This is a genomic window from Marinifilum caeruleilacunae (assembly GCF_013141825.1).
Classification (GTDB): Bacteria; Bacteroidota; Bacteroidia; order Bacteroidales; family Marinifilaceae; genus Marinifilum; species Marinifilum caeruleilacunae.
In genome coordinates, this window is the sequence record NZ_RZNH01000013.1 from 69,649 (window position 1) to 91,937 (window position 22,289).

General features: G+C 37.9%; 17 protein-coding genes. 10 read left to right on the forward strand and 7 right to left on the reverse strand.

The window, feature by feature from the left end; genetic code table 11:
• The first annotated feature begins 3 nt into the window (after nt 1-3).
• The 9 genes from murD to ELS83_RS09745 all read left to right on the forward strand — a co-directional run bounded on the left by murD (nt 4) and on the right by ELS83_RS09745 (nt 10,076).
• A complete protein-coding gene (murD, locus tag ELS83_RS09705; RefSeq protein ID WP_171595362.1) occupies nt 4-1,341 on the forward strand; it encodes a UDP-N-acetylmuramoyl-L-alanine--D-glutamate ligase in 1,338 nt (445 codons plus the stop codon).
• Between the two features lie 73 nt (nt 1,342-1,414).
• Nucleotides 1,415-2,542, forward strand: a complete 1,128-nt coding sequence (locus ELS83_RS09710; protein ID WP_346728154.1) for an FtsW/RodA/SpoVE family cell cycle protein — start codon at nt 1,415-1,417, stop codon at nt 2,540-2,542.
• Nucleotides 2,526-3,626 (forward strand): undecaprenyldiphospho-muramoylpentapeptide beta-N-acetylglucosaminyltransferase, encoded by a 1,101-nt coding sequence (murG, locus tag ELS83_RS09715; RefSeq protein WP_171595363.1) that lies wholly within the window; start codon nt 2,526-2,528, stop codon nt 3,624-3,626. Before ELS83_RS09710 ends, murG begins: the two co-directional genes overlap by 17 nt.
• A gap of 1 nt (nt 3,627) precedes the next feature.
• Nucleotides 3,628-4,998 carry a UDP-N-acetylmuramate--L-alanine ligase gene (gene murC / locus ELS83_RS09720; protein WP_171595364.1) on the forward strand — a complete coding sequence of 457 codons (1,371 nt, stop codon included), beginning with the start codon at nt 3,628-3,630 and terminating at the stop codon, nt 4,996-4,998.
• Nucleotides 4,991-5,722 (forward strand): cell division protein FtsQ/DivIB, encoded by a 732-nt coding sequence (locus ELS83_RS09725; RefSeq protein WP_171595365.1) that lies wholly within the window; start codon nt 4,991-4,993, stop codon nt 5,720-5,722. Before murC ends, ELS83_RS09725 begins: the two co-directional genes overlap by 8 nt.
• A 1-nt stretch (nt 5,723) precedes the next feature.
• Nucleotides 5,724-6,986: a cell division protein FtsA gene (gene ftsA / locus ELS83_RS09730; RefSeq protein WP_171595367.1), complete on the forward strand. Its 1,263-nt coding sequence runs from the start codon at nt 5,724-5,726 to the stop codon at nt 6,984-6,986.
• A 32-nt stretch (nt 6,987-7,018) separates the two neighbouring features.
• Nucleotides 7,019-8,332: a cell division protein FtsZ gene (ftsZ, locus tag ELS83_RS09735; protein WP_171595368.1), complete on the forward strand. Its 1,314-nt coding sequence runs from the start codon at nt 7,019-7,021 to the stop codon at nt 8,330-8,332.
• Between the two features lie 25 nt (nt 8,333-8,357).
• Nucleotides 8,358-9,584, forward strand: a complete 1,227-nt coding sequence (gene ftsZ / locus ELS83_RS09740; protein WP_171595369.1) for a cell division protein FtsZ — start codon at nt 8,358-8,360, stop codon at nt 9,582-9,584.
• A gap of 45 nt (nt 9,585-9,629) precedes the next feature.
• The gene (locus tag ELS83_RS09745) at nt 9,630-10,076 is read left to right on the forward strand and encodes a GatB/YqeY domain-containing protein (RefSeq protein WP_171595371.1); all 447 of its coding nucleotides are present in this window, start codon (nt 9,630-9,632) and stop codon (nt 10,074-10,076) included.
• 264 nt (nt 10,077-10,340) lie between these two features.
• On the opposite strand, the gene ELS83_RS09750 is transcribed toward ELS83_RS09745, so the two are convergent.
• The 6 genes from ELS83_RS09750 to ELS83_RS09775 all read right to left on the reverse strand — a co-directional run bounded on the left by ELS83_RS09750 (nt 10,341) and on the right by ELS83_RS09775 (nt 17,113).
• A complete protein-coding gene (locus ELS83_RS09750) occupies nt 10,341-12,464 on the reverse strand; it encodes a peptidylprolyl isomerase (protein ID WP_171595373.1) in 2,124 nt (707 codons plus the stop codon).
• A 235-nt stretch (nt 12,465-12,699) separates the two neighbouring features.
• The gene (locus tag ELS83_RS09755; protein WP_171595374.1) at nt 12,700-13,959 is read right to left on the reverse strand and encodes a hemolysin family protein; all 1,260 of its coding nucleotides are present in this window, start codon (nt 13,957-13,959) and stop codon (nt 12,700-12,702) included.
• On the reverse strand, nt 13,960-14,163 hold the full coding sequence (locus tag ELS83_RS09760) for a hypothetical protein (RefSeq protein ID WP_171595375.1): 204 nt from the start codon (nt 14,161-14,163) through the stop codon (nt 13,960-13,962). It abuts the gene before it with no gap.
• Between the two features lie 40 nt (nt 14,164-14,203).
• Nucleotides 14,204-14,788 carry an LPS export ABC transporter periplasmic protein LptC gene (gene lptC, locus ELS83_RS09765; RefSeq protein ID WP_171595376.1) on the reverse strand — a complete coding sequence of 195 codons (585 nt, stop codon included), beginning with the start codon at nt 14,786-14,788 and terminating at the stop codon, nt 14,204-14,206.
• Nucleotides 14,781-16,118, reverse strand: a complete 1,338-nt coding sequence (locus tag ELS83_RS09770) for a hypothetical protein (RefSeq protein WP_171595377.1) — start codon at nt 16,116-16,118, stop codon at nt 14,781-14,783. The genes lptC and ELS83_RS09770 overlap by 8 nt, the downstream gene beginning before the upstream one ends.
• A gap of 254 nt (nt 16,119-16,372) precedes the next feature.
• The gene (locus ELS83_RS09775) at nt 16,373-17,113 is read right to left on the reverse strand and encodes a type III pantothenate kinase (protein ID WP_171595379.1); all 741 of its coding nucleotides are present in this window, start codon (nt 17,111-17,113) and stop codon (nt 16,373-16,375) included.
• 208 nt (nt 17,114-17,321) lie between these two features.
• On the opposite strand from ELS83_RS09775, the gene ELS83_RS09780 reads away from it, so the two are divergent.
• On the forward strand, nt 17,322-18,788 hold the full coding sequence (locus ELS83_RS09780; RefSeq protein ID WP_171595380.1) for a PAS domain S-box protein: 1,467 nt from the start codon (nt 17,322-17,324) through the stop codon (nt 18,786-18,788).
• A 66-nt stretch (nt 18,789-18,854) separates the two neighbouring features.
• On the opposite strand, the gene mfd is transcribed toward ELS83_RS09780, so the two are convergent.
• A complete protein-coding gene (gene mfd / locus ELS83_RS09785; protein WP_171595382.1) occupies nt 18,855-22,205 on the reverse strand; it encodes a transcription-repair coupling factor in 3,351 nt (1,116 codons plus the stop codon).
• Between the last annotated feature and the right edge of the window lie 84 nt (nt 22,206-22,289).

Below are 22,289 nucleotides of genomic sequence, written 5' to 3' on the forward strand. Positions count from 1 at the left end.
GATATGGCAAATAGAATTGTGATACTTGGAGGAGGAGAAAGTGGGGTTGGAGCGGCAGTTCTTGCTCAGGCTAAAGGTTTTGAGGTGTTTGTTTCTGATTTGGGGAAAATCAGCGCCAAATACCGAACTGCACTACAGGAGTACAAAATCGACTTTGAAGAAGAAAAACACAGTAAAGAGCTTATCCTTTCGGCCCATGAAGTGATCAAGAGTCCCGGGATACCCGATAAGGCACCACTGATTGTGGAGCTTAAAAACAAAGGAATACCTGTAATTTCGGAAATCGAATTTGCAGGAAGATATACAAAAGCCAAAATGATATGCATAACAGGAAGTAATGGGAAAACCACAACCACCTTAATGCTATATCACATGTTGAAAAAAGCCGGACTAAATGTGGGTTTGGCTGGCAATGTTGGCAATAGCCTTGCCTGGCAGGTGGCTGAAAAAAACTTCGATCACTATGTGGTTGAATTGAGCAGTTTTCAGCTGGATGGAATGTACCAGTTCAAAGCTGATATTGCCATACTATTGAATATTACGCCCGATCATTTGGATCGGTACGATTATAAAATGCAGAACTATGTCGATTCGAAATTTCGAATTACACAAAACCTTACAGAAAATGATGCTTTTGTGTATTGCTCCGATGATGAAATCATTGGCAAAGAGATGGAGAATTGGAACTCTAGGGCTCAGTTGTTCCCATTTTCGGTAAATGAAGAACTGAAAAATGGCGGATATCTCGAGAACGAATTGTTAACAATTGATTGTAACGAATACAAAATATCTATGGATAAAAAGGATTTATCATTACCAGGAATACACAATGTTTATAACTCACTGGCATCGGGAATTGCAGGAAGTGTCCTGCGAATCAGAAAAGATGTGATTCGTGAGAGCTTAAGCGACTTTCAAGGTGTAAACCACCGATTGGAAAAAGTTGTGAAAGTTCGTGGTATTCAATTTATCAACGACTCAAAAGCCACAAATATCAATTCAACCTGGTATGCTTTGGAAAGCATGGAAGAACCTGTAGTTTGGATTGTTGGCGGGGTTGATAAAGGAAATGATTATTCTGTCCTTTTTGATTTGGTAGATGAAAAAGTAAAAGGAATTGTGTGTTTGGGTATCGATAACACCAAGATTCATGAAGCTTTTGACGGTAAGGTTGAAACCATTGTGGATGCCGACTCTATGGAAAAAGCAGTAAAACTATCTTACGAGATAGCAAATAAAGATGAGGTTGTGTTGTTATCGCCTGCATGTGCAAGTTTCGATCTGTTTCAATCGTACGAAGATCGTGGCGATCAATTTAAGGAAGAAGTAAGAAACTTATAATATAAGCTAGATGGAGAGCTGGTTATCAAGGATAATAAATTGGATAAGAAACCCCAGGTTAAGAGGTGATAAGGTGATTTGGATTATCATTTTGCTTCTATCTTTGGTTTCCCTACTTGTGGTGTACAGTTCTACCGGAACTCTTGCATACAAAGTAAGAGGAGGCAATACTTCCTACTTCCTGATTAAACAGCTGGTTCTTCTGGGAGGGTGTTTCTTTATCATGTACATTGTGCATGCCATGCCACACCGCTACTATTCCAGTTTTGCGAATATTGTGCTGATAATTTCCATCGGAATGCTCATACTCGCCAAGCTTATTGGTACTAACCTGAACGATGCTTCGCGTTGGATCACAATTCCTGGGATCGGATTTAATTTTCAACCCTCCGAATTGGCAAAACTTGCGTTGATATTGCATGTTTCGAGGACCTTATCCCGCTTTCAGGGAAAACTAGGCTGCAGCAAAGATGCTTTTATCCGTTTAATTGTACCCATAGGTGTTGTTTGTTTACTGATATTCTTAGATGACTTTTCAACCTCGGTATTGTTGGGTGGAATTTGCTATATACTAATGTTTATTGGTAGAGTTGCCTATAAGTATTTACTGGGAAGCATCGCCGCGGTTTTGTTGGTTTTGGTGCTACTTATCGCATTGGCTCCGGTAATTCCAAGTTTAGGGCGTGTGCAAACGGTTCGTAGTCGTATCGAGAACTTTTTCAACGAAGAAAGAAGCATAAACAACAACCAAAACTACCAGGTAGAACAAGCAAAAATTGCTGTTGTTTCCGGTGGAATTTTTGGAAAAATGCCTGGCAACAGTACACAGCGAAACTTTTTACCACATCCATATTCCGATTTTATTTATGCCATTATTCTGGAAGAAATGGGATGGATTGGTGGATTTGGGATTCTTGCTCTCTACCTATTTCTGCTCTATCGGGCAGGAATTATCGTTCGGAAATGTAGTAGGACATTCCCCGCATTTCTGGTCATCGGCTTAACCCTGAGTATTGTATTTCAGGCTCTGACCAATATGGCAGTTTCGGTAAATTTAATTCCTGTAACAGGACAGCCGTTGCCATTGGTAAGTATGGGAGGAACATCGCTGATATTTACCAGTGCTGCCTTTGGAATGATATTAAGTGTGAGCAATTGGGCAAACGAAGAAGAAAAAAGATTGAATGAAGCAGAAAGTTAAAATAATAGTTAGCGGTGGAGGAACGGGTGGACATATCTATCCGGCAATTTCTATTGCCAATGCCTTAAAACAAAAGCATAGCGATTGCGAAATACTATTCGTTGGTGCCGAAGGTAAAATGGAAATGGAAAAAGTTCCTGCTGCTGGATACGATATAGTTGGATTGCCGATTAGAGGCCTACAGAGAAGTTTTTCAAAAGAGAACTTAAAGTTTTTCTCGCGCTTGTTGAAAAGCATTTGGCAGGCAAAGGCTATTGTAAAAGGTTTTCAGCCCGATGCAGTAGTTGGAGTTGGTGGTTATGCCAGTGGTCCGTTATTGCATGTGGCCGCTAAGTTAGGAGTTCCGGCCTTAATACAGGAACAAAACTCATATGCAGGAATCACCAATAAACTATTGGCTAAAAAGGCCAAAAAGATATGTGTTGCCTATGAAGGAATGGAACGCTTTTTTCCCAAAGAAAAAATTGTAATGACAGGGAATCCTGTTCGCAAAGACTTACTGGAAATTGAATCGAAAAAAGCAGAAGCATTAGAATATTTCAATCTGGAAAAAGATAAGAAAACAATATTGATTGTAGGAGGCAGCCTTGGAGCAAGAACCATAAACAATAGTGTGCTGAAATCATTGGAGACCATTTCGAAATCGAGCGTGCAGATTATATGGCAAACCGGGAAATTCTACATTGAGAAGGTGAAAAAGGAGCTTGAAAATTGGGATTTACCTGATGTGAAAGTTAGCGATTTCCTAAGTAGAATGGACCTGGCTTATGCTGCCGCGGATATTGTAATTTCAAGAGCTGGAGCGGGAACCATTTCTGAACTTTGCCTGGTTGAAAAGGCCTGTATTTTAGTACCATCACCTAATGTTTCGGAAGATCACCAAACCAAAAATGCAATGGCCCTGGTAAATAAGGATGCAGCAATAATGGTTAAAGATATAGAAGCCGAAGAGATGTTAATACCACAGGCTTTAGAATTGATAAAAAATGAAGAAAAATGTGCAGTGCTGGCTAAAAACTGTAAGTTGTTGGCTAAGCCAGATGCAGCAGATGATATAGCAGAACACATTCTAGCAATGATTTAATATGAAGTTAGAAGATTTTAAAAATATTTATTTCGTTGGCATCGGTGGAATTGGAATGAGTGCAATTGCACGATACTTTCATTCTATCGAAAAGAATGTATATGGATATGATCGAACATCTACCAAATTAACTGGTGAGTTAATTGAGGAAGGAATTCAGATTACCTTCGAGGATGATTTGGATACCATTCCAAATCAATATCTGAATAAAGAGAATACTTTGGTGGTATTTACTCCTGCCATTCCAAAGGATCATCAGCAATTAAGCTACTTTAGACTCAATGGTTTCACCATCATGAAACGTTCACAAGTTTTAGGCTTACTATCCGACGATTTGAATGGAGTAGGAATTGCAGGAACGCATGGGAAAACTACGGTTTCAACCATTACAGCTCACATTTTTAAAACTTCCCAAATGGGATGCAATGCCTTTTTGGGAGGCATATCCAGAAACTATCAATCGAATCTGTTATTGACAAAGGAAAGCCCTTGGGTAATTTTGGAGGCCGATGAGTTCGACAGATCATTTTTACAGCTTCACCCAAAAATTGCCCTGATTACCTCAATGGATGCGGATCATCTCGACATTTATGGCGATAAATCTGAATTGGAGAAAAGTTTCCATGAGTATGCCGGGCAGATTAAGAAGGATGGAATTTTAGTCCATAAAAAAGGACTTGATCTCAAAAATATAGAAGTAGAAAAGTATACTTATTCTCTACACGATACGGCAGATTATTATGCTCAAAATCTGACTTTGGTTGAAGGCTTCTATGAGTTTGACCTGGTACATCCGAAAGGAGTATTTGAGAAACTACAATTCTCATATCCTGGAAAAATTAATGTTGAAAATGCCATTGGAGCTTGTAGTGTAGCCATTCTTGCCGGGGTAAAGGAAGAGGAAATAAGAGCTGCTTTATCATCTTTTAAAGGAGTACGGAGAAGATTTGATTATCAAATTAGAGAAGATAACCTGGTATTTATTGATGATTATGCCCATCATCCAAAGGAATTAAAAGAGAGCATTTCGTCGGTACGCGATATCTATCCGAACAAGAAAATTAGTGGAATTTTTCAACCACATCTTTATACCAGGACACGAGATTTTGCTGAAGGATTTGCTGAGAGTTTAAGTTTGCTGGATGAGGTGATTCTTCTGGATATTTATCCGGCAAGGGAATTGCCAATTGAGGGTGTCGATTCAAAAATGATCATGAAAAACATTAGTGTACCGGTTAGTCTGTGCGCAAAGGATGATCTGCTGGATTTGTTAAAAGAAAAAAAACTTGAGGTACTCCTGACATTGGGAGCAGGAGATATAGATAAATTGGTTGAACCAATTAAAAATATGTTGATAGAAAAAGATGCTTAGAAAAATTACTGTCATATTAATTTGGATATCATTGCTTGGCTATTTGCTGGTGAGCTTTTCATTTGTAAATGAGAAGAAAGATGCCATTGTTCTGCATGATATAAAAGTGAAGATTAAGGACAGTATCGACAGTGGATTTGTAAGCAATAAGGATGTTGAGAAAATTGTTAAAAAGCAATATCCCGATTGGGAAGGAAATTCGGTATACGCTATCAATAAAGAAATATTAGAAGAAAAGATTAACCAGGTGCCGTACGTAAAGAAATCGGAAGTGTATAGTTCTTTAACCGGAAATTTAGTCGTTGAAATACACCAAAGAAACCCTATAGTCCGAGTTTTGCATGGTCGTGGATATTATATTGATGAGGAAGGTAAGAAAATGCCATTGTCCAGGAAATTTACATCAAGGGTTTTGGTGGTTTCGGGGGCAGTAAATGAGCAATTGATAAAAGAAGAGCTTTTCGATTTGGTAAAATTTATTACAAATGATGAATTTTGGAGGTCGCAAATCACTCAAATCTATGTTACCAGTGGGAAAGAGTATATTTTGGTTCCCCGGGTTGGTGCACATAAAATTGAGTTGGGACGAATAGATAATTACCAAAAGAAATTCAAGAAGTTGTATGCCTTGTACACCGATGGTTTTACAAAAACCGGGTGGAACAAATACAAAAGAATCAATCTGAAATACGAAAATCAGGTGGTTTGTACAAAAAAGAACTAGAATGATAGGGAATAATAATATAGTAGCTGCAATTGATATAGGAACAACGAAAATTGTTGCCATACTTGGAGAATTTACACCCGATGGGAAGCTAAATATTCTGGGAATGGAAAAAACTGTTTCGAAAGGCGTTAAGAGAGGGGTAATTCATGATATTGAACTTACAATTGAGGCTATTAATGATGCTGTAGCTCGTTTAAAGGCAAAAACGAATCAGGAAATTTCTAAGGTTTATGTAGGAATTGCCGGTCAGCATATTCGCATCGTTAAAGAGAGAAAATTTAAGTACATAGAGAATTCCATTGAGGAAATTACGAAGGAGGATATCGAACAAATCACAAACGAGAATTACAAACATCCGGTTGAGATTGGTGAGCAAATTTTACATGTTATCCCTCAGGAATTTGTAGTCGATAAAGAGGTTGGAATTAAGAACCCATTAGGAATGGCTGGTCGCCGTTTGGATGGACATTTTAACATTATTATTGGCAGAACTGCATCGGCCCGAAACATTGAGAAATGTGTAAAGGAGGTAGGCTTAGAAGTGGAAGAACTGGTACTGGAACCTTTGGCATCGTCCCTGGCGGTTTTAACCAGGGAAGAGAAAGAAGCAGGTGTTGTATTGGTTGATATAGGAGGAGGTACTACCGATGTTACCGTATATTTCGATGGCGTGTTAAAACACACCTCGGTAATTCCATTTGGTGGCGATAACGTTACTCGCGATATTAAAGAAGCATGCTCGGTTTTATTGCGACAAGCCGAAGCATTAAAAATACAATTTGGTGAAGCCGTTTCCGATTTGGCTTCAGATGATAAAGTAGTAAGTATTCCGGCAACTGGCGGTTGGGACGAAAAGGACATCTCCTTTAAATTCATTGCCCAAATTATACAGTGCAGAATGGAAGAAATTATCGATTCGGTTAAGTTGCAAGTGGAATCAACCGGTTTGAAAGATAAAATTGGAGCCGGAATTGTCTTAACCGGAGGGGGCTCTTTGCTAACTAACCTTGATTTATTAACTGAGCAAAGAACAGAACTTGATGTGAGAATCGGTTTTCCAAGAAATTTAAGAGTAAACCTTGATGAGAATTTAGATCATCCGATGTACTCAACCTCTATTGGTCTTTTGTTGAAGGGAATGGAAAAACCCAAGCCAAAACCTGAAGAAAGCACCGATGTAAATGGACATAAACCTAAAAAGAAAAGAGGGATCGCAGCATTCCTTGGCTCTTTATTTGACACCCATGATGTGGATATGTAAAAAAAGACTTTTAACCCTAATACTGTGAGATCATGATTGACGAATTGTTACCGGTTGATTTTGAACCAAAAGAAAAATCTATTATAAAAGTAATTGGTGTTGGAGGCGGTGGAGGAAACGCTGTTAATCACATGTTACGAGAAGGAATTACCGGGGTTGATTTTGTAATATGCAACACTGATTCACAAGCACTCGAAAATAGCCCTGTACCCATAAAAGTGCAATTGGGTAAATCGCTGACCGAAGGAAGAGGAGCAGGAAATAAACCCGAACGAGGCAGAGAATCCGCCATTGAGAGTTTAGATGATATCAATAAGGTTTTGAGCGAAAAAACCAAAATGGTATTTGTAACTGCTGGTATGGGTGGTGGAACCGGAACAGGTGCCGCTCCAATTATTGCAGAAGCAGCTCGCCAGCAAGATGTATTAACAGTAGGGATTGTAACCATACCTTTCAGATTTGAAGGGAAAAAAAGAATACAGCAGGCTCTTGAAGGAATCGAAAACCTTGAAAAGCATGTAGATGCATTGTTGATTATTAACAATGAGAAACTGAGATTGATGTACGGCGATTTGAAACTTTCCGATGCTTTTGCCGAAGCCGATAGTGTACTTTCGGTAGCCGCAAAAAGTATTGCCGAAATTATTACCGTTGCCGGATATGTAAATGTCGACTTTGCCGATGTTGAAACAGTAATGAGAAACAGTGGTGTTGCGGTTATGGGATCGGCATCAGCTTCAGGGCCTGATCGCTCAATTCGTGCAATCGAAGAAGCTTTAACCTCGCCATTGCTTAATAGCAACAACATTGTAGGAGCTCGAAATATTCTTTTAAATATTATTTCGGGTAGCGAAGAGGTTACTATGCAGGAGGTAAGTCAGATTACAGATTACGTGCAGGATGTTGTAGGTGATGATGTAAGTGTAATTTGGGGGAATGGATACAACGAAAAAATGGGCGATGAATTAAGTGTTACCATTATTGCGACTGGATTCTCCGAAAATCCGATTCCTGAATTGATGATTGAACCTCGAAAAAGAGAAGATGATGCTCCCAAATTGGAGTTGATTATCGAGAATCCTGCTGAAGAGGAAGAAAAAGCAGCAGCTAAACGTCGCGAAGAAATTCAACGACGTGAAGAATTGATGCGAAAGCGATCGGAAGAACAGGAAGAAGAACAAGAGGAAGAAATTTTTGAGGTGAAGAGCAAAGTTGAACCAAAAGTGAGTCAAAAGCCTAAAACAGAGCAACCAAAAGCCGAGGAAGAAAAAGAAGGAGAGACGATCAACAATTGGTTTAAAGATCAGTTTACAAAGATTTTTGATGGTGGCGACACTTCAATGTAATTTGAGATAATAGAATTAATAAATAATGGCAGAAGATTTAATAGATTTTAGCTTACCCGAGAATGAATCATCAATTATCAAAGTAATTGGTGTTGGAGGAGGTGGTGGTAATGCTGTCAATTACATGTTCCAGCAAGGCATAAAGGATGTAGATTTTGTGATCTGCAATACCGATGCACAGGCACTGGAGAATAGTCAAATCCCTGTAAAGATTCAATTGGGTGAGTCTTTAACAGAGGGGCGCGGAGCAGGTAACAAACCTGAGCGTGGAGCTCAATCGGCGATTGAAAACATTGAAGATGTGAACGAGGTTTTGGCCGATAACACCAAAATGGTATTTATTACTGCTGGTATGGGTGGAGGAACCGGAACTGGTGCTGCACCCGTAATTGCAAAAGCGGCAAAAGAACAAGGAATATTAACAGTTGGAATTGTTACCATTCCCTTCCGTTTCGAAGGTCGTCAAAGATTAAACCAGGCAATCGAAGGAATCAACAAACTAAAAGAGAATGTTGACTCTTTACTGGTGATTAACAATGAGAAATTAAGTGAAATTTACGGTGATTTAAAGCTTTCTACGGCTTTTGCCAAGGCAGATGATGTTTTGGCAACTGCAGCCAAAGGAATTGCCGAAATTATTACCCTTCACGGATATATAAACGTCGACTTCGAAGATGTAAAAACCGTAATGACTGATAGTGGAGTTGCGGTAATGGGATCGGCATCGGCCGAAGGGGAAGACCGATCGGTAAATGCAATCCGAGAAGCTTTAACTTCTCCATTACTAAATAGCAATGATGTTCGTGGAGCTCGAAATATTCTTCTGAACATTAGCTCTGGCGAGGAAGAGGTAACCATGGACGAGGTAGGCGAAATAACCGACTATGTGCAGGAAGCAGTTGGCGATAGTGCCTCAATTATATGGGGAACTGGTCAGGATTTGGCCCTTGGAAACAAAGTTTCGGTTACCATTATTGCTACAGGATTCGAAAATGGTGGAATTACCGAAGAGGTTGAAAAACCGAAGACAAGCGCTTTCAGAGGAGGACGTGGAACTGCCCAGCAAACCAGGATGCCTTTAGATGAGGATATCCCTGAAGTTGAAGAGAAGAAAACGGTTTTAACCGATCTTAAGGATGCGGAAATCGACGAGTTGGAGAATATTCCGGCTTATAAAAGAAAGCAAAAGAAGCTTGAACAAAAACGCTATCATTCAGGAAATGTAATTAAATTTACATTGGATGACGAATAAGCTGGACCGATCAGCGAAAGCGATAAAATATTAAAAAAATACAATATGAGCTTACTGGAACAAATTAATGCAGATATGAAGTCTGCAATGAAAGCGAAAGAAAAAGATAAATTACAGGCCATAAGATCTGCCAAAACAGCCTTTACACTTGAAATGACCAAGACAGGCGCATCGGAAATTGAAGATGCTGCAGCGGTTAAAATTATCCAAAAATTGGTGAAGCAACGTAAAGATGCTGCAGATACGTATAAAGCAGGAGGCAGAGAAGATTTGGCAGAGAAGGAATTGCTTGAAATGAGCTTCCTTGAAGTGTATTTACCTGCTCAAATGAGCGACGAAGAGCTAACTGCAGCTGTCCAAAAGATTATTGAAGATACTGGAGCTTCTTCGATGAAAGAAATGGGAAAAGTAATGGGAATTGCCTCGAAACAGTTGGCTGGTAAAGCCGATGGAAAAGCTGTTGCTGATAAAGTAAAAGCTTTACTTTCGTAGATTTCTGAAGCGATAAAATATGAAAGAGTTGTCATTTTTTGGCAGCTCTTTTTTTTACTTCAGACTTTGTTATCCTCACTCATGTGAGATTGCTTGTTGATAATCCACATCAAAATTGGGAATAGTAAGGTGGATTTATTCAAAGAATATAGAGAATTCTCAAACCATATCAGCAATAATTATATTCTTCATAAAAATCAGCGATCAATAAATAAAAAAAGCGAGATGAATAATCACCTCGCTTTCTTTGTGTCTCACTATTTTCTAGTAAAACTTATATCTTTTATCAACAACATTAGCATTGTCTCTTAATGCCTGGAATGCCTGATAGTTTGTACGGTACTGATATCCTTGCTCTAATCTTGCTTTGAAAGCTTCAACTGTAGCATCAGTTACTTCGTCGGTAGTTTCGTTGGTAACCAATACCATGTAAACTCCCTGGTTGCCTTCAATTGGAGCAGAAATTTTTCCTTTTTCAAGAAGTGCAGCAGTACTAATTACATTTGGCTCAATACCTGCACCAGGAATCTGGAAGGATGAGAAGCTAACACCAGTAGCATTCTTCACTTCAAGATTTTCTTTTTGTGCAACCGATAGAAGACTCTGTGCTCCCTGGCTGTTCTTATTGAACTCAGCAATCATTTGCTCAGCTTTCTTCTCTTTTCTGATTTCACGTCTGATTGTAGATGCAACATCATTTACCAATGCAAAACCTTCCTCTTTGATATCAGAAAGAACTGCAACAACAAACTTGTCACCAAATTCGAATACTGCCGACTGATCGTTGTTCATCAAAACAGATTCCATATCGTCAGTTTGGTATGCTGCTCTAACCAATTCTCTTGAGTTTTCAAGACCAGGAATGTTCTTGGTATCTCTTCTTAGGTTAGCAGTTCTTCTTTGTAGGTTTTGTTCCGATACAGCTTTTAAGAAAGCATCTTTGCTTAGGTTGTTACCAGCAAATGTACGTGCTTTTGCATAAGCAGCCTGAATGGTTTTGTTGCTTGCTTCTACTTTACGGTCAACTACTGCCAACTGTACTTTCTTAACAGCTTTTCCTTTGTTGGTTACTTGTAAAACGTGAGCTCCAAATTGAGTCAGAACAACTTTAATTTCGTTTCTTTTTGAATCGAAAGCCGCTTCGCTAAATGGAAGAACCATTTTTCCTTGTGTGAACCAACCAAGATCACCACCATTTACAGCAGATCCCTGATCATCAGAATTCGCTTTTGCCAAATCATCGAAACGAGCTCCTTTATCCAATAAAGCTTTTAAGCTATCCGCTTTAGCTTGAGCAGAAGCGTAATCACCGTTTACCGGGCGAATTAAGATATGACGAGCCTTAACCGAGTCAGGCAACATTTTAACTTCATTGATTTTTGCTAGCTTGTACGAATCACCTTCTGAGTATACATCAGTAACATCACCTTTGTTTCCAGAGAAAGCAAATTCTGCTAAATCAGCATTGGTGATATCTTCTTTCTTAAAGTAGAAAGGATTGAAATCTGTATCAGCGTTTAACTCAACGAACTGTACGTTGTTGGTTTCTGCAGCAAAATCAGCTTTAAGCTCAGCAAGCCATTGTTCAGTTGCTTTGTAATCTTCAGTTGAAGGCTCTACAAGGAAAGGAACGTAATCAATTCTTCTCGACTCTGTTTGCTCAAACAAATCTTTGTGCTCGTTATAGTACTCTTTGATTTCAGCATCGCTTACAGTGATTGTACTGTCTGGAATCAGGTTGTAGTTTTTAACGATATAGTTGATATCTACTTTTTTGCTTCCTTTGGTAGCAAGATCTTTCACCATTGCATCTGGCATGTACAAACCTTTTTGAATTAATGAGTTGTACTTGGTTAAAGTTCTTTGAGTAGTCATTGCATTTTCGATGTTCAGCCAGTAATTTTTTTGTGGCGTTCCTTTAGGAGCGTTAATTAACTGTTGAAGAGTTGCAACTACCTGATCTTTGTTGAAAGTTCCGTCAGGACCCTGGAACATTTGACGAATTGTAGGATCGATATTTCTACCTTGAACCATGTCGAATAATTCATCAGAAGTTACTGAAATTCCCAGTTCTTCATATTCAACATTCATTACCATTTCCTGAACCATTTGCTGCCAGGTTTGCTCTCTTAGTCTATCCATCTGTTCTGAAGGAATAGAAGATTGACCAGACATCATTTTAGCTACTTCAATATTATGGTTGAATCGATTCTGGAAATCACGAATATTTACTGATTCACCTGCAATTTCTGCCATTTCATTTCGTGAATTCGTCAATAAGGAACCACCCGATTTTAGAGCGTCACCAGCAATAAATGCGAACAAAGCTCCCCCAATGATGATCCCAATAAACACACCACGGTTTCTTATTTTCTGTAATGTTGCCATCGAAAAAGATTTAAATATTTCTTAATTAGGCTACGAATATACAAAAAAATGGGAAATGATTGCCTTTTCTGCCAATCAGTTTGGCCTCTTTTATAGTAAAGTAAAATTTACTTGATGAATGGATAAAAAATGATGGCATATTGAGCTGAAATCTACCCAATATTTGCAGGAAAACATTAATATGCAAATGTGTTTTTAATTGCTTCTAATGTTCAGTAAATGAGTTGTAAAAAACCTAGTTAATAATGGTTAGTTTTATTTTCTCTACGCGGGTATTACTAACTTCAACAATTTTAAAATTGAAGTTCTCAATTCGGATGGTTTCGTTGTATTTTGGTATACTTTCGTGATTAAATAGAATGAATCCATTCAAGGTTTCGAAGTCTTCCGACTCTGGCAGGTTCAATTCATATTTATCATTGAGATAATCAATTTCCAATCTTCCCGAAAACAAGTACTCATTTTCTGAAATTACCTCTTCTTCAAAATCGATATTGTCATGCTCGTCCTCAATCTCTCCGAATATTTCTTCCATGATATCCTCAATGGTTACCATTCCGGCGGTACCACCAAATTCATCAACAACAACTGCAATGCTCTTTTGTTCTTTGGTAAACAGGTTAAGCAATTTGTGCGCTGCCATGGTTTCAGGAACAAAAATAATTCGGCTTAAAGCAGATTTGATACTTTGCGGTTTCTTAAAGATTACCGATGAGTGAACGTATCCAATAATGTTATCGATAGATTCTTTGTAAATCAGAATTCTTGAATAGCCTGTTTCAATAAAACGCTGTGTAATATCTTCAAGTTCGCCATTGAGTTCCATGGCTTCAATTTCGTTTCGCGGAACAATACATTCTCGAAGTTTTACCTTCGAAAAGTCTAGCGCATTTCTAAAAATTTTAATGTCGTGCATTTCATCTTCAGCAATGGCTTGTGTGTCCTGTCCTTCTTGTACCAAATGATCCAAGTCTACTTTACCAAAGGCTTGTGTTTCTGCATCCTCTGTAATTTCAGTTTTGAACAACCTGTGAATGATATTTTTGGATAACATCATGGTAATAATGGTAACCGGGTAGAAGATAATGTAAAAGAACATTACCGGCAGTGCAAAAAAGTTGAGAGCGAAATTGGGATTCAGCCTGAACAAGGTTTTTGGAATAAACTCGGCTGTTACCAATATCAGTATGGTTGAAATAATGGTTTGAATGGTAAGAACCAATGATTCCGAATCGACCCATAATTCGATACTCGGTTCCAGCATTTTGGCCATTACAATACCATATACTACAAGCGCAATGTTGTTACCCACCAACATGGTGCTAATGTAATGACCTGGATATCTCGAAAAAATAGATATGATTCTTGAAGAAACCGTATTCTTATTTCGATCCAGCTCCATGCGTAATTTATTGGCAGCAATAAAAGCAATTTCCATGCCTGAGAAAAAGGCGGAAAGAGCGAGCATGGCAAAAATGATGATCAGATCATTCATTTACTTCTGGGATTGGTTTTTCTCTCGGGTTCTTCGAAGATATCGGCGCGAAGTGTACATTAAAGCTGCTAAAATGGCGATAATGTATAGTAAAATGTTTTCGCTAAAGTTGGTTTGCATGGTTCTGTATACGGCAAGCGAGGCACTGCCAATCATTACAATCAGCCAAACAATTTCTAATACAAATGGAAGTTTTTGATTCACTTTATTCAGGTTTTGTATGCAAGATAATAAGCTTTATTGATTATTGCTTGTTTTTATCCTCTAAATAAACTTCTCCCGAAACATTTTTAAGGCGGAACTCATTCATATCTTCATCGGCAGAGAAGTTCGTTCCTTCCAATACTTGTCCGTCTTCTGTTATGATTCTGGTGTACTGATCTGAATAAATGAGCTTCTTTTTGTGATCCCAAAACATGAGCTCAGAATTAATTTTCGTACCATCTGCCCTGGTCGCTTGTACATCATTTCTAAGTTCCCAAAGTTCATCTTTTGGATAATGTTTGGCGTAATTCGCTTTAATTTCCCAGGCCGTCTTCTCATCCTCGTCGTAGGAAATAATTTTTCCCCCTTTGGGAAATTCACGAAGCATTCCTTCTTCTTCCGAATTGGTTTCAACAAATTCAACGGCAAAAGCACGATATTGAATTTTAGTTGAATCGGTATAAATAAATTCAACTTCCTTGCCTTGCTGAACCGGAAGATTTTGGTTGGTTGTAAGACTCTGCACTTCTTTCATGCTGTTCTCACAAGACAAAAGCATCGCAATCCCCGAAAGGATTACAATGCTTTTGATAATATTGTATTTACTTTTTGGCGTACTATTCATTCAGTCTAGCCTTTGTAGTTTCGTTAATCCAATCACCTACTTTAATTACATCACCGTCTTTAATTCCTTCAAAGAAAGCATTTTCTTTATTCGGGAAGTGTTTCGAGTAAGTTCTGATCTGATTGTTTGCTTCTTCAGCACACTCAGAATCCACAGCTTTTGCTTTTTTGAATTTGTCAACAGCTACCCAATACACATATTTTTTCTCGATTGGCTTTGTTCCATATTTAGGAGCGTAAGCAGCATAAGCTTTACCAATTAAGATATAAGGCTCACCCCAACCTGATCTTAGTTGAGCTGCTTTCAATGCATTAGATCTTGCTGCGCTTAATTTACTCTGACTTAATTGAATATAAGCTAACTTGTAATGTAGGTCAGCTTTAATGTCAGCATCTTCTTCCAATTCAATAGCTTGCTCCAAATAACCAATACTCTTGCCAAACTCTTTTTTCTTGATAAACATTTTAGCAAGGTTATGAGCAGCATCAGCATTAGGCTCTAACTCATACTTTCTTTCAGCAACTTTAGCATACAAAGCACCATCTTCACACTCCTGACGGTTCAACATGCGAAGGATTTTGTTGATCAATACGATATCGTCTTTGTTTGCTTCGAATTTAGGAGTAAAGATATTGCTCAAAGTTTCACAGTCAGCAACACCAGCCTTGAAGAAAATTCTTTCCACATTCAAACGAGCATTTTCGATATTGTCAATTTTTGCTTGTTTGGTTTCAGCTTTCTTCTGCTTTTCAGCCATATCCATAAAAAGAAGGTAGTTGTCGATTACTTCTTCCGGCTCAATTTCTCCAGCTTTTACCAAAATACCAGAAGCTTCCATAGTATAGTTAATTACTTTTGCTTCCGATTTTAATTGCTGCATTTCGATTGATTTTTTCAAAATGCCATAAGCTTCTTTTACCGAAGGAATGTGCTTTCTCTTGTAGTTAAACAAGTCACCACCTTTACGACCCAAAATCCATCCTTCAGGATATTTACGGTCTTTTCCAAAATACTTAATACGCTGATCGTAAACCATCATCAAAGTATCAACATACTTTGGGTTTTTGGTTTTGCGAAGCATACCACGCATAATGCTTACACCTTTGATATAAGTCGTTTTTTGGAAAGCTGGAGCATTTTGGAATACATATCTCCAACCCGGTAGGGCTTCTTCATAATTTTTTTGCTTCACCATTTCTACATATAGAGAAGCGTTCAATACAGTCTGAGCACTATCCAATCCATATTTTGATTCCAAAGTTTGTGCCTTTACGGTAAACATACTTGAAAGCAAAAGAACCACAGTTACGATTGTAAATCTTGTCTTCATGTTACTAAATTTTTTATAATCAAGTTTATTTGTTGCAAAACTATAAAAATGGTACTTAGGATATCCTGAAAAATGTCATATCTATTCAGTCGAAATAAATATAACGAAAGTTTTAGTTTTGTTGGAACTAAAACTGCAAAACTCATACCAAAAATTCAGTATAAGTTTTGAATTCGTTCTAAATAACCATTTTAAAGCTCTAAAATTAGCTTCTTGCAAAACTATAAATAAATTGGAAATCAACAAAAACTTTGTTAGTTATTAGCGCTTTCCGAAGCGTTAAATTCCAGAATATGATGTAAACCTATGGCCAAAATGTTTGGTTCATAATCAGAATTGTTTACAATATGCTGATGTAAAAAAGAAGCATCTCCACCTGTTAATACCACCTTAAGGTCGGCATATTCTTCTTTTAGCTTGGCGATGTATGAATCCACTTCGAACACAATACCATTTTGTACGCCACCTGTAATTGCCTCATTGGTATTTTTTCCGATTAAATAAAAATCATCCTGTTGCGAAAGTTGGGGCAGCTTTTTTGTAAAATGATGCAATGCTTTATAACGCATACTTAAACCAGGAGAAATACATCCGCCAAGGTATTGACCTTTATTATTGATAAAATCGAAGGTGATTGCAGTTCCGGCATCAATAACAAGAATGTTTTGCCCAGGATTTTTTGCATAAGCTCCTATGCAGGCAGCAAGACGGTCGTAGCCTAAGGTGTTTTTCGATTCGTATAAATTTTCGATTGGCACCGGTAGTTGAGCATCGAAAAAGAAAACTTTCTCAATTTTCGATGTTAGCAGCCGCATTAATTCTTCTGGAAACTCTCTTACCGAAGAAACAATGGCATGTTCAATTGTGAAATCTGCCAAAATATCCAGGGCAAAATCGGTATCTGTTTGCTCAGAAGTTTTGGTGTCGATCAATTTCCCGTCGCGAAAAAGACTGGCTTTAATTTTTGTATTGCCTATATCAATAATAAGATTCAAGAGAATAGATTTGATACGTAAATTATTATAAATAGCTTGTAAAATCGCATAAAATTAGTAAACTTTAGGCATATTAAATAAAGTGACCCACAGCTTTTTTCCTCATAAATTTAGAAGAAAGTAATACTTCGATTAATTTAGAAGAGAATAAGCCAAGCTCTAGGTATTAAATTGTACTGGTATCGATCAAATATTCAATTACTGCTTAATGAAAAAAAAGATTTTAATCGTTGAGGACGATAACCTTATTTCGACCATTTTTAGAATGTTTTTAAAGGAATTGGGTTATGATTTGCTGGGAATAGTTGAGGATGGAAAAGAAGCCATTCGTTTGTGCGAAAAACTAAATCCGGATATTGTTTTAATGGATGTTCATTTGGGTGGCGACCTGGATGGTATTCAGACCACCGAACTGATTAAATCGAAATTCGATATTCCGGTAATATTCCTTTCCAGCGATACGGAAGAGTCTACCATTCAGCGTGTAATTAATACTCATTCTTATGGATACCTGGTAAAACCAATTGATAAAAAGGAGTTGGGCATTTCAATCGAGCTGGCATTTTACAAACATCAGTTCGATTTGGATCAGAAAATGAGAGAAAAACGATTCCGTAATTTCATTACCGATTCGCCCGAAGCCATCTTGGTAATTAACGAAGCTGGTGGGATTGAATATTTAAATTGTCTTGGACTTAAATTATTCAAAACGGCATACATCGAAGATCTCATGGGACTTCAGCTTCTTTCTTTTATTGGAGATGATTACCAGGAAGAATTTAAAGAGAAATTTGAACGCGCCGTGCAAATGGGACAAGGAATTGAATACACCCATTTAAAATTTAAAACCATACATGGCGATATGTTCGATGTTGGTTTAACTGCTGCCCATATCGAATTCAATGGAAAGAATAATCTTCAATTCATTATTCGCGACGTAACCCAGGAATACGCTTATCGCGATATGTTGGCCGAAAAGGCTGATATCATTAATCATTTTCACGATGGAGTGGTGACTTTCGATTTAAATGGAATGGTGAAGTCATGGAACAAGGGTTGTGAAAGAATATTTGGGATTAACGAAGCCGATATGATTGGCAAACCATATAGCGATTTGTCATTATCGGGCAGAGAAAAATCATTTGCCGAAGATTTACTGATTCCAACCGAAAAAAATAGCAATTACGAAGTAGAACTCTTATTCGACATAGATGGAAAAGAGACTTACCTAAAGCTCTATTCGTCGATGCTGAAAAACGAAAAGGGAGTTGATAAAGGAATTGTATGCTATGTGCGGGATGTAACAGTTCGACGAAAAAGTCAGATCTTACTGGAAGAGAGTGAGCAACGAAATAAAGATCTGATTAATGCAATTCCTGATCTGATTTTTGTAGTGAATAAAGATGGAATTTTTGAAGATTACAAATTGGATGATGATTCAGCCCTGGCATTGCCAAAAAATACAATTGTAGGATCGCATTTAAACAAAGTATTTACTGGCGATTCCTTAGCCAAGGTGGAAGATAAAATTGAGAAAGTATTAAGCGTTGGCTTTATGGAGAAATTCAAGTACGAAATGGAAACTGGCAAAGGCAAGAGTTGGTTCGAAGCACGAATTACAAATTTAGGAAACGATAAAGTATTGGTTTTGGTAAGAGAGATGCACGAGAGCTAATTTCTGATCAGGCCTGCACAGATAAAAAGAAGATCGCAAAAGTTCAATTTTGCGATCTTTTCTTATTTAGTCTTTCTTGATTTGTTGTAAAATTTCGCTTGCTGCCAAAATATTTGATACATTTTCGAAGCTTAAGCTCAACCTGTTTTTTGCCTCTTTCATTTTACATGGCACCGTTTGGGACTGTAAGAATTGTAAAACCATGCTAAACTGTGGCGATTGATAAAAAGGAGAATCCTGATCGGAAATAAAGTAAAGCACCAATTTGTTGCTTTTCAGGATCAGCTTTTCAATGCCCAAATCCAGTGCCAACCACCTTAATCGAACCACATTCAACAATTCGATACTTGGTTCAGGCAAATCTCCAAATCGGTCTTTCAACTGACTCTCAAATTTTTCGATTTCTTCTTCGCTTTGGATGTTATCCAGTTCTCGATACAAACGAACCCTCTCAGAAATACTTTCCACATATTCTTCAGGGAATAAGATCTCAAGATCGGTGTCAATCTGGCAATCGTTAATAAATCGGATAATCTCTTTTTCTTCCTCCTTCTTTTCATCGGCAAAGACATCCTTGAATTCGTTCTCTTTGAGTTCAAGCATGGCTTCATTCAGTATTCGCTGATAAGTTTCGTATCCTATATCAGTAATAAAACCACTCTGTTCGCCACCCAAAAGATTTCCGGCACCGCGAATATCCAAATCCTGCATTGCAATATTGAAACCACTTCCCAGTTCTGAGAAGTTTTCGATGGCCTGAAGTCTTTGTCTGGCTTCCTGGGTCATCGATTCCATTGGAGGTGTCAGCAGGTAACAAAATGCTTTTTTATTGGAACGGCCCACCCTGCCTCTTAATTGGTGAAGTTCACTCAATCCAAAGTTTTGGCCATTGTTAATAATAATGGTGTTGGCATTCGGAATATCCAAACCCGATTCAATAATGGTGGTAGCAATCAGTACATCATAATCGCCGCGAATAAATTCGAGCATGATTTTCTCCAGTTTTGGTCCATCCATCTGTCCATGTGCCACAACTGTTGAAACTCCAGGAACTGTTCTGTGTATCATATCCTGAACCTCTTTAATGTTCTGAACACGATTGTGAATAAAGAAAACCTGGCCGTTTCGCTCCACTTCGTACGTAATGGCTTCACGAATAATATCTTCGTTAAAATTGTGTACTTCGGTTACAATTGGATATCGGTTGGGAGGTGGCGTGTTGATAATTGATAAATCGCGTGCTCCCATTAAAGAGAATTGTAAAGTTCTTGGAATTGGCGTTGCAGTAAGAGTTAATGTATCAACATTTACTTTCATCTGCTTTAGTTTTTCCTTTACGGATACACCAAATTTTTGCTCTTCATCAACAATCAGTAATCCCAAATCTTTAAAGTCGATATCTTTTCCAATAATTCGGTGCGTACCAATTAATATATCAATCTGACCTGCTTTAAGGTCTTTTAGAATTTCTTTCTGGTCTTTGGCTTTTCGCATTCGACTGATATAATCAACCCGGCAAGGGAAGTTCTTTAGTCGTTCGCTAAAAGTTTTGAAATGCTGGAATGCCAGGATGGTGGTTGGAACTAAAACAGCAACCTGCTTATTATCAGCAACAGCTTTAAAGGCTGCTCGAATGGCAATTTCGGTTTTCCCGAATCCTACATCTCCACAAACCAGTCTATCCATTGGGAATGGCGACTCCATTCCTTCCTTTGTAGCAACTGTAGCCTTTACCTGGTCTGGAGTATCTTCATAAATAAAGGAAGCTTCTAATTCTTGCTGCATATACGAATCAGGACTAAACTGAAATCCTCGTTCGGCTTTACGTTTGGCATAAAGGGCAATCAATTCTTTGGCAATGTCTTTTACCTTGCTTTTGGTTTTTTCCTTTAGTTTTTGCCATGCTCCAGTTCCAAGTTTGTAAATTTTTGGAGCCGATCCGTCTTTGCCTTTGTATTTCGATATTTTATGCAGAGAATGTAAGCTAACAAACAGAATGTCATTGTCTTTGTATACCAGGCGAATTGCTTCCTGGTCTTTGCCATTTACATCAATTTTCTGCAAACCTCCGAATCGGCCAATTCCATGATCGGCATGTACAATATAATCGCCCGGATGAAGTCGATTGATCTCTTTAAGAGTAACCGATTCTTTTGCTTTGTGAACCGTAGCCGTTTTTAATCTGAATTTGTGGTAACGGTCAAAAATCTGGTGATCGGTAAAGACAGAAATTTGTGCATCTCGGTCTGAGAAACCTTCGTGCAAAGTTTGATCTATGCTTTGGAATTCAATCTCAATGCCTTTGTCATCGAAAATGTTTTGTATTCTTTCTATCTGCTTGGCATTATCAGACAAAATATAATTACTTTCGGCTCTGGCATTGTTGTTCAGCAGATGCTCTCCCAACAAATCGAAATTCTTATTAAATGCTGGTTGCGGCGCCTGGTTGAACTGAATTTCGTTTTTGGTAGGGAAAAAGAATTTCTGACCAAATTCAATGCAAGAATATTGGTTAAGCTGATCGATAAAATCTAAACCTTTAATGAGGTAATCTTTTGTTGATACGGTATCATCTCCCAGCTCCAGGGTTGGGACTTTTTCTATAGTGTTTTCATAGATTGCCTGTATTCTATCGCTGATAAATTGTACGTTTTTGCACCAAAATACTGAATTTTCAGGGGCAAAATCCAAAAAGGAAATCCTTGAGTTTTTTAGGAGGTTTTCCTGTATGTTTGGAATGATATCAACCGTTTCAAGCTTTTTAATGGAAAGTTGGTTTTCTACATCAAATACACGAATCGACTCCACTTCTTCTCCAAAAAAGTCAATTCTGTATGGATGTTCATCCGAAAAGGAGAAGATATCGATAATGCTTCCACGAATGGAAAACTGACCAGGCTCCACAACAAAATCGGCACGTTCGAACTCATAATCAACTAAAACTTCCTCAACAAACTCAGGAGATAGCTTTTCTCCAACTTTAATTTTTAATGTGTTTTCGCTAAGCTGATCCTGGCTGATTACCTTTTCGACAATTGCCTCTGGAAATGTGACGATGAAAGTTGGATGGTGCTTTGAATTTAACCTGTTTAAGGTTTCGGCACGCAGGATGATATTAGAGTTATCAGTTTTTTCATACTGAACCGATCGTTTGTATGATGATGGAAAGAAAAAAACCGAACTATCATCAATCAAATTGCATAAATCATTATAAAAATAGGCAGCTTCTTCCTTATCATTTAAAATAAACAATTGTGGTTTTGCCTGGTTGTTTATAGAAGAAACAAGCAATGGCAGTGCAGAACCAACCAATCCACGCAAGTGCAAGTGAAAGTTGGTATTGCTTTGTAAATGATTATCGATGCTAAATCGTGCAGGATGTTCTGCAAATATCCGTATAAGTTCTTTTAATTCCAATGAATGCCTTTTTAATTGATTGAAAGGCAAATTTAGGGAAAAGTTTTAATCTCGATAAAGATATACATCAAAACCCAAATTGTG

What these genes read in the sequence shown, in the direction of transcription:
- ELS83_RS09780 (WP_171595380.1), top strand. Translation starts at nt 17,322, where the DNA reads ATGAAAAAAAAGATTTTAATCGTTGAGGACGATAACCTTATTTCGACC.
- ELS83_RS09770 (WP_171595377.1), bottom strand. Translation starts at nt 16,118, where the DNA reads ATGAAGACAAGATTTACAATCGTAACTGTGGTTCTTTTGCTTTCAAGT.
- ELS83_RS09725 (WP_171595365.1), top strand. Translation starts at nt 4,991, where the DNA reads ATGCTTAGAAAAATTACTGTCATATTAATTTGGATATCATTGCTTGGC.
- ELS83_RS09755 (WP_171595374.1), bottom strand. Translation starts at nt 13,959, where the DNA reads ATGAATGATCTGATCATCATTTTTGCCATGCTCGCTCTTTCCGCCTTT.
- ftsA (WP_171595367.1), top strand. Translation starts at nt 5,724, where the DNA reads ATGATAGGGAATAATAATATAGTAGCTGCAATTGATATAGGAACAACG.
- ELS83_RS09750 (WP_171595373.1), bottom strand. Translation starts at nt 12,464, where the DNA reads ATGGCAACATTACAGAAAATAAGAAACCGTGGTGTGTTTATTGGGATC.
- murD (WP_171595362.1), top strand. Translation starts at nt 4, where the DNA reads ATGGCAAATAGAATTGTGATACTTGGAGGAGGAGAAAGTGGGGTTGGA.
- ELS83_RS09745 (WP_171595371.1), top strand. Translation starts at nt 9,630, where the DNA reads ATGAGCTTACTGGAACAAATTAATGCAGATATGAAGTCTGCAATGAAA.
- murG (WP_171595363.1), top strand. Translation starts at nt 2,526, where the DNA reads ATGAAGCAGAAAGTTAAAATAATAGTTAGCGGTGGAGGAACGGGTGGA.
- ftsZ (WP_171595368.1), top strand. Translation starts at nt 7,019, where the DNA reads ATGATTGACGAATTGTTACCGGTTGATTTTGAACCAAAAGAAAAATCT.
- lptC (WP_171595376.1), bottom strand. Translation starts at nt 14,788, where the DNA reads ATGAATAGTACGCCAAAAAGTAAATACAATATTATCAAAAGCATTGTA.
- ftsZ (WP_171595369.1), top strand. Translation starts at nt 8,358, where the DNA reads ATGGCAGAAGATTTAATAGATTTTAGCTTACCCGAGAATGAATCATCA.
- murC (WP_171595364.1), top strand. Translation starts at nt 3,628, where the DNA reads ATGAAGTTAGAAGATTTTAAAAATATTTATTTCGTTGGCATCGGTGGA.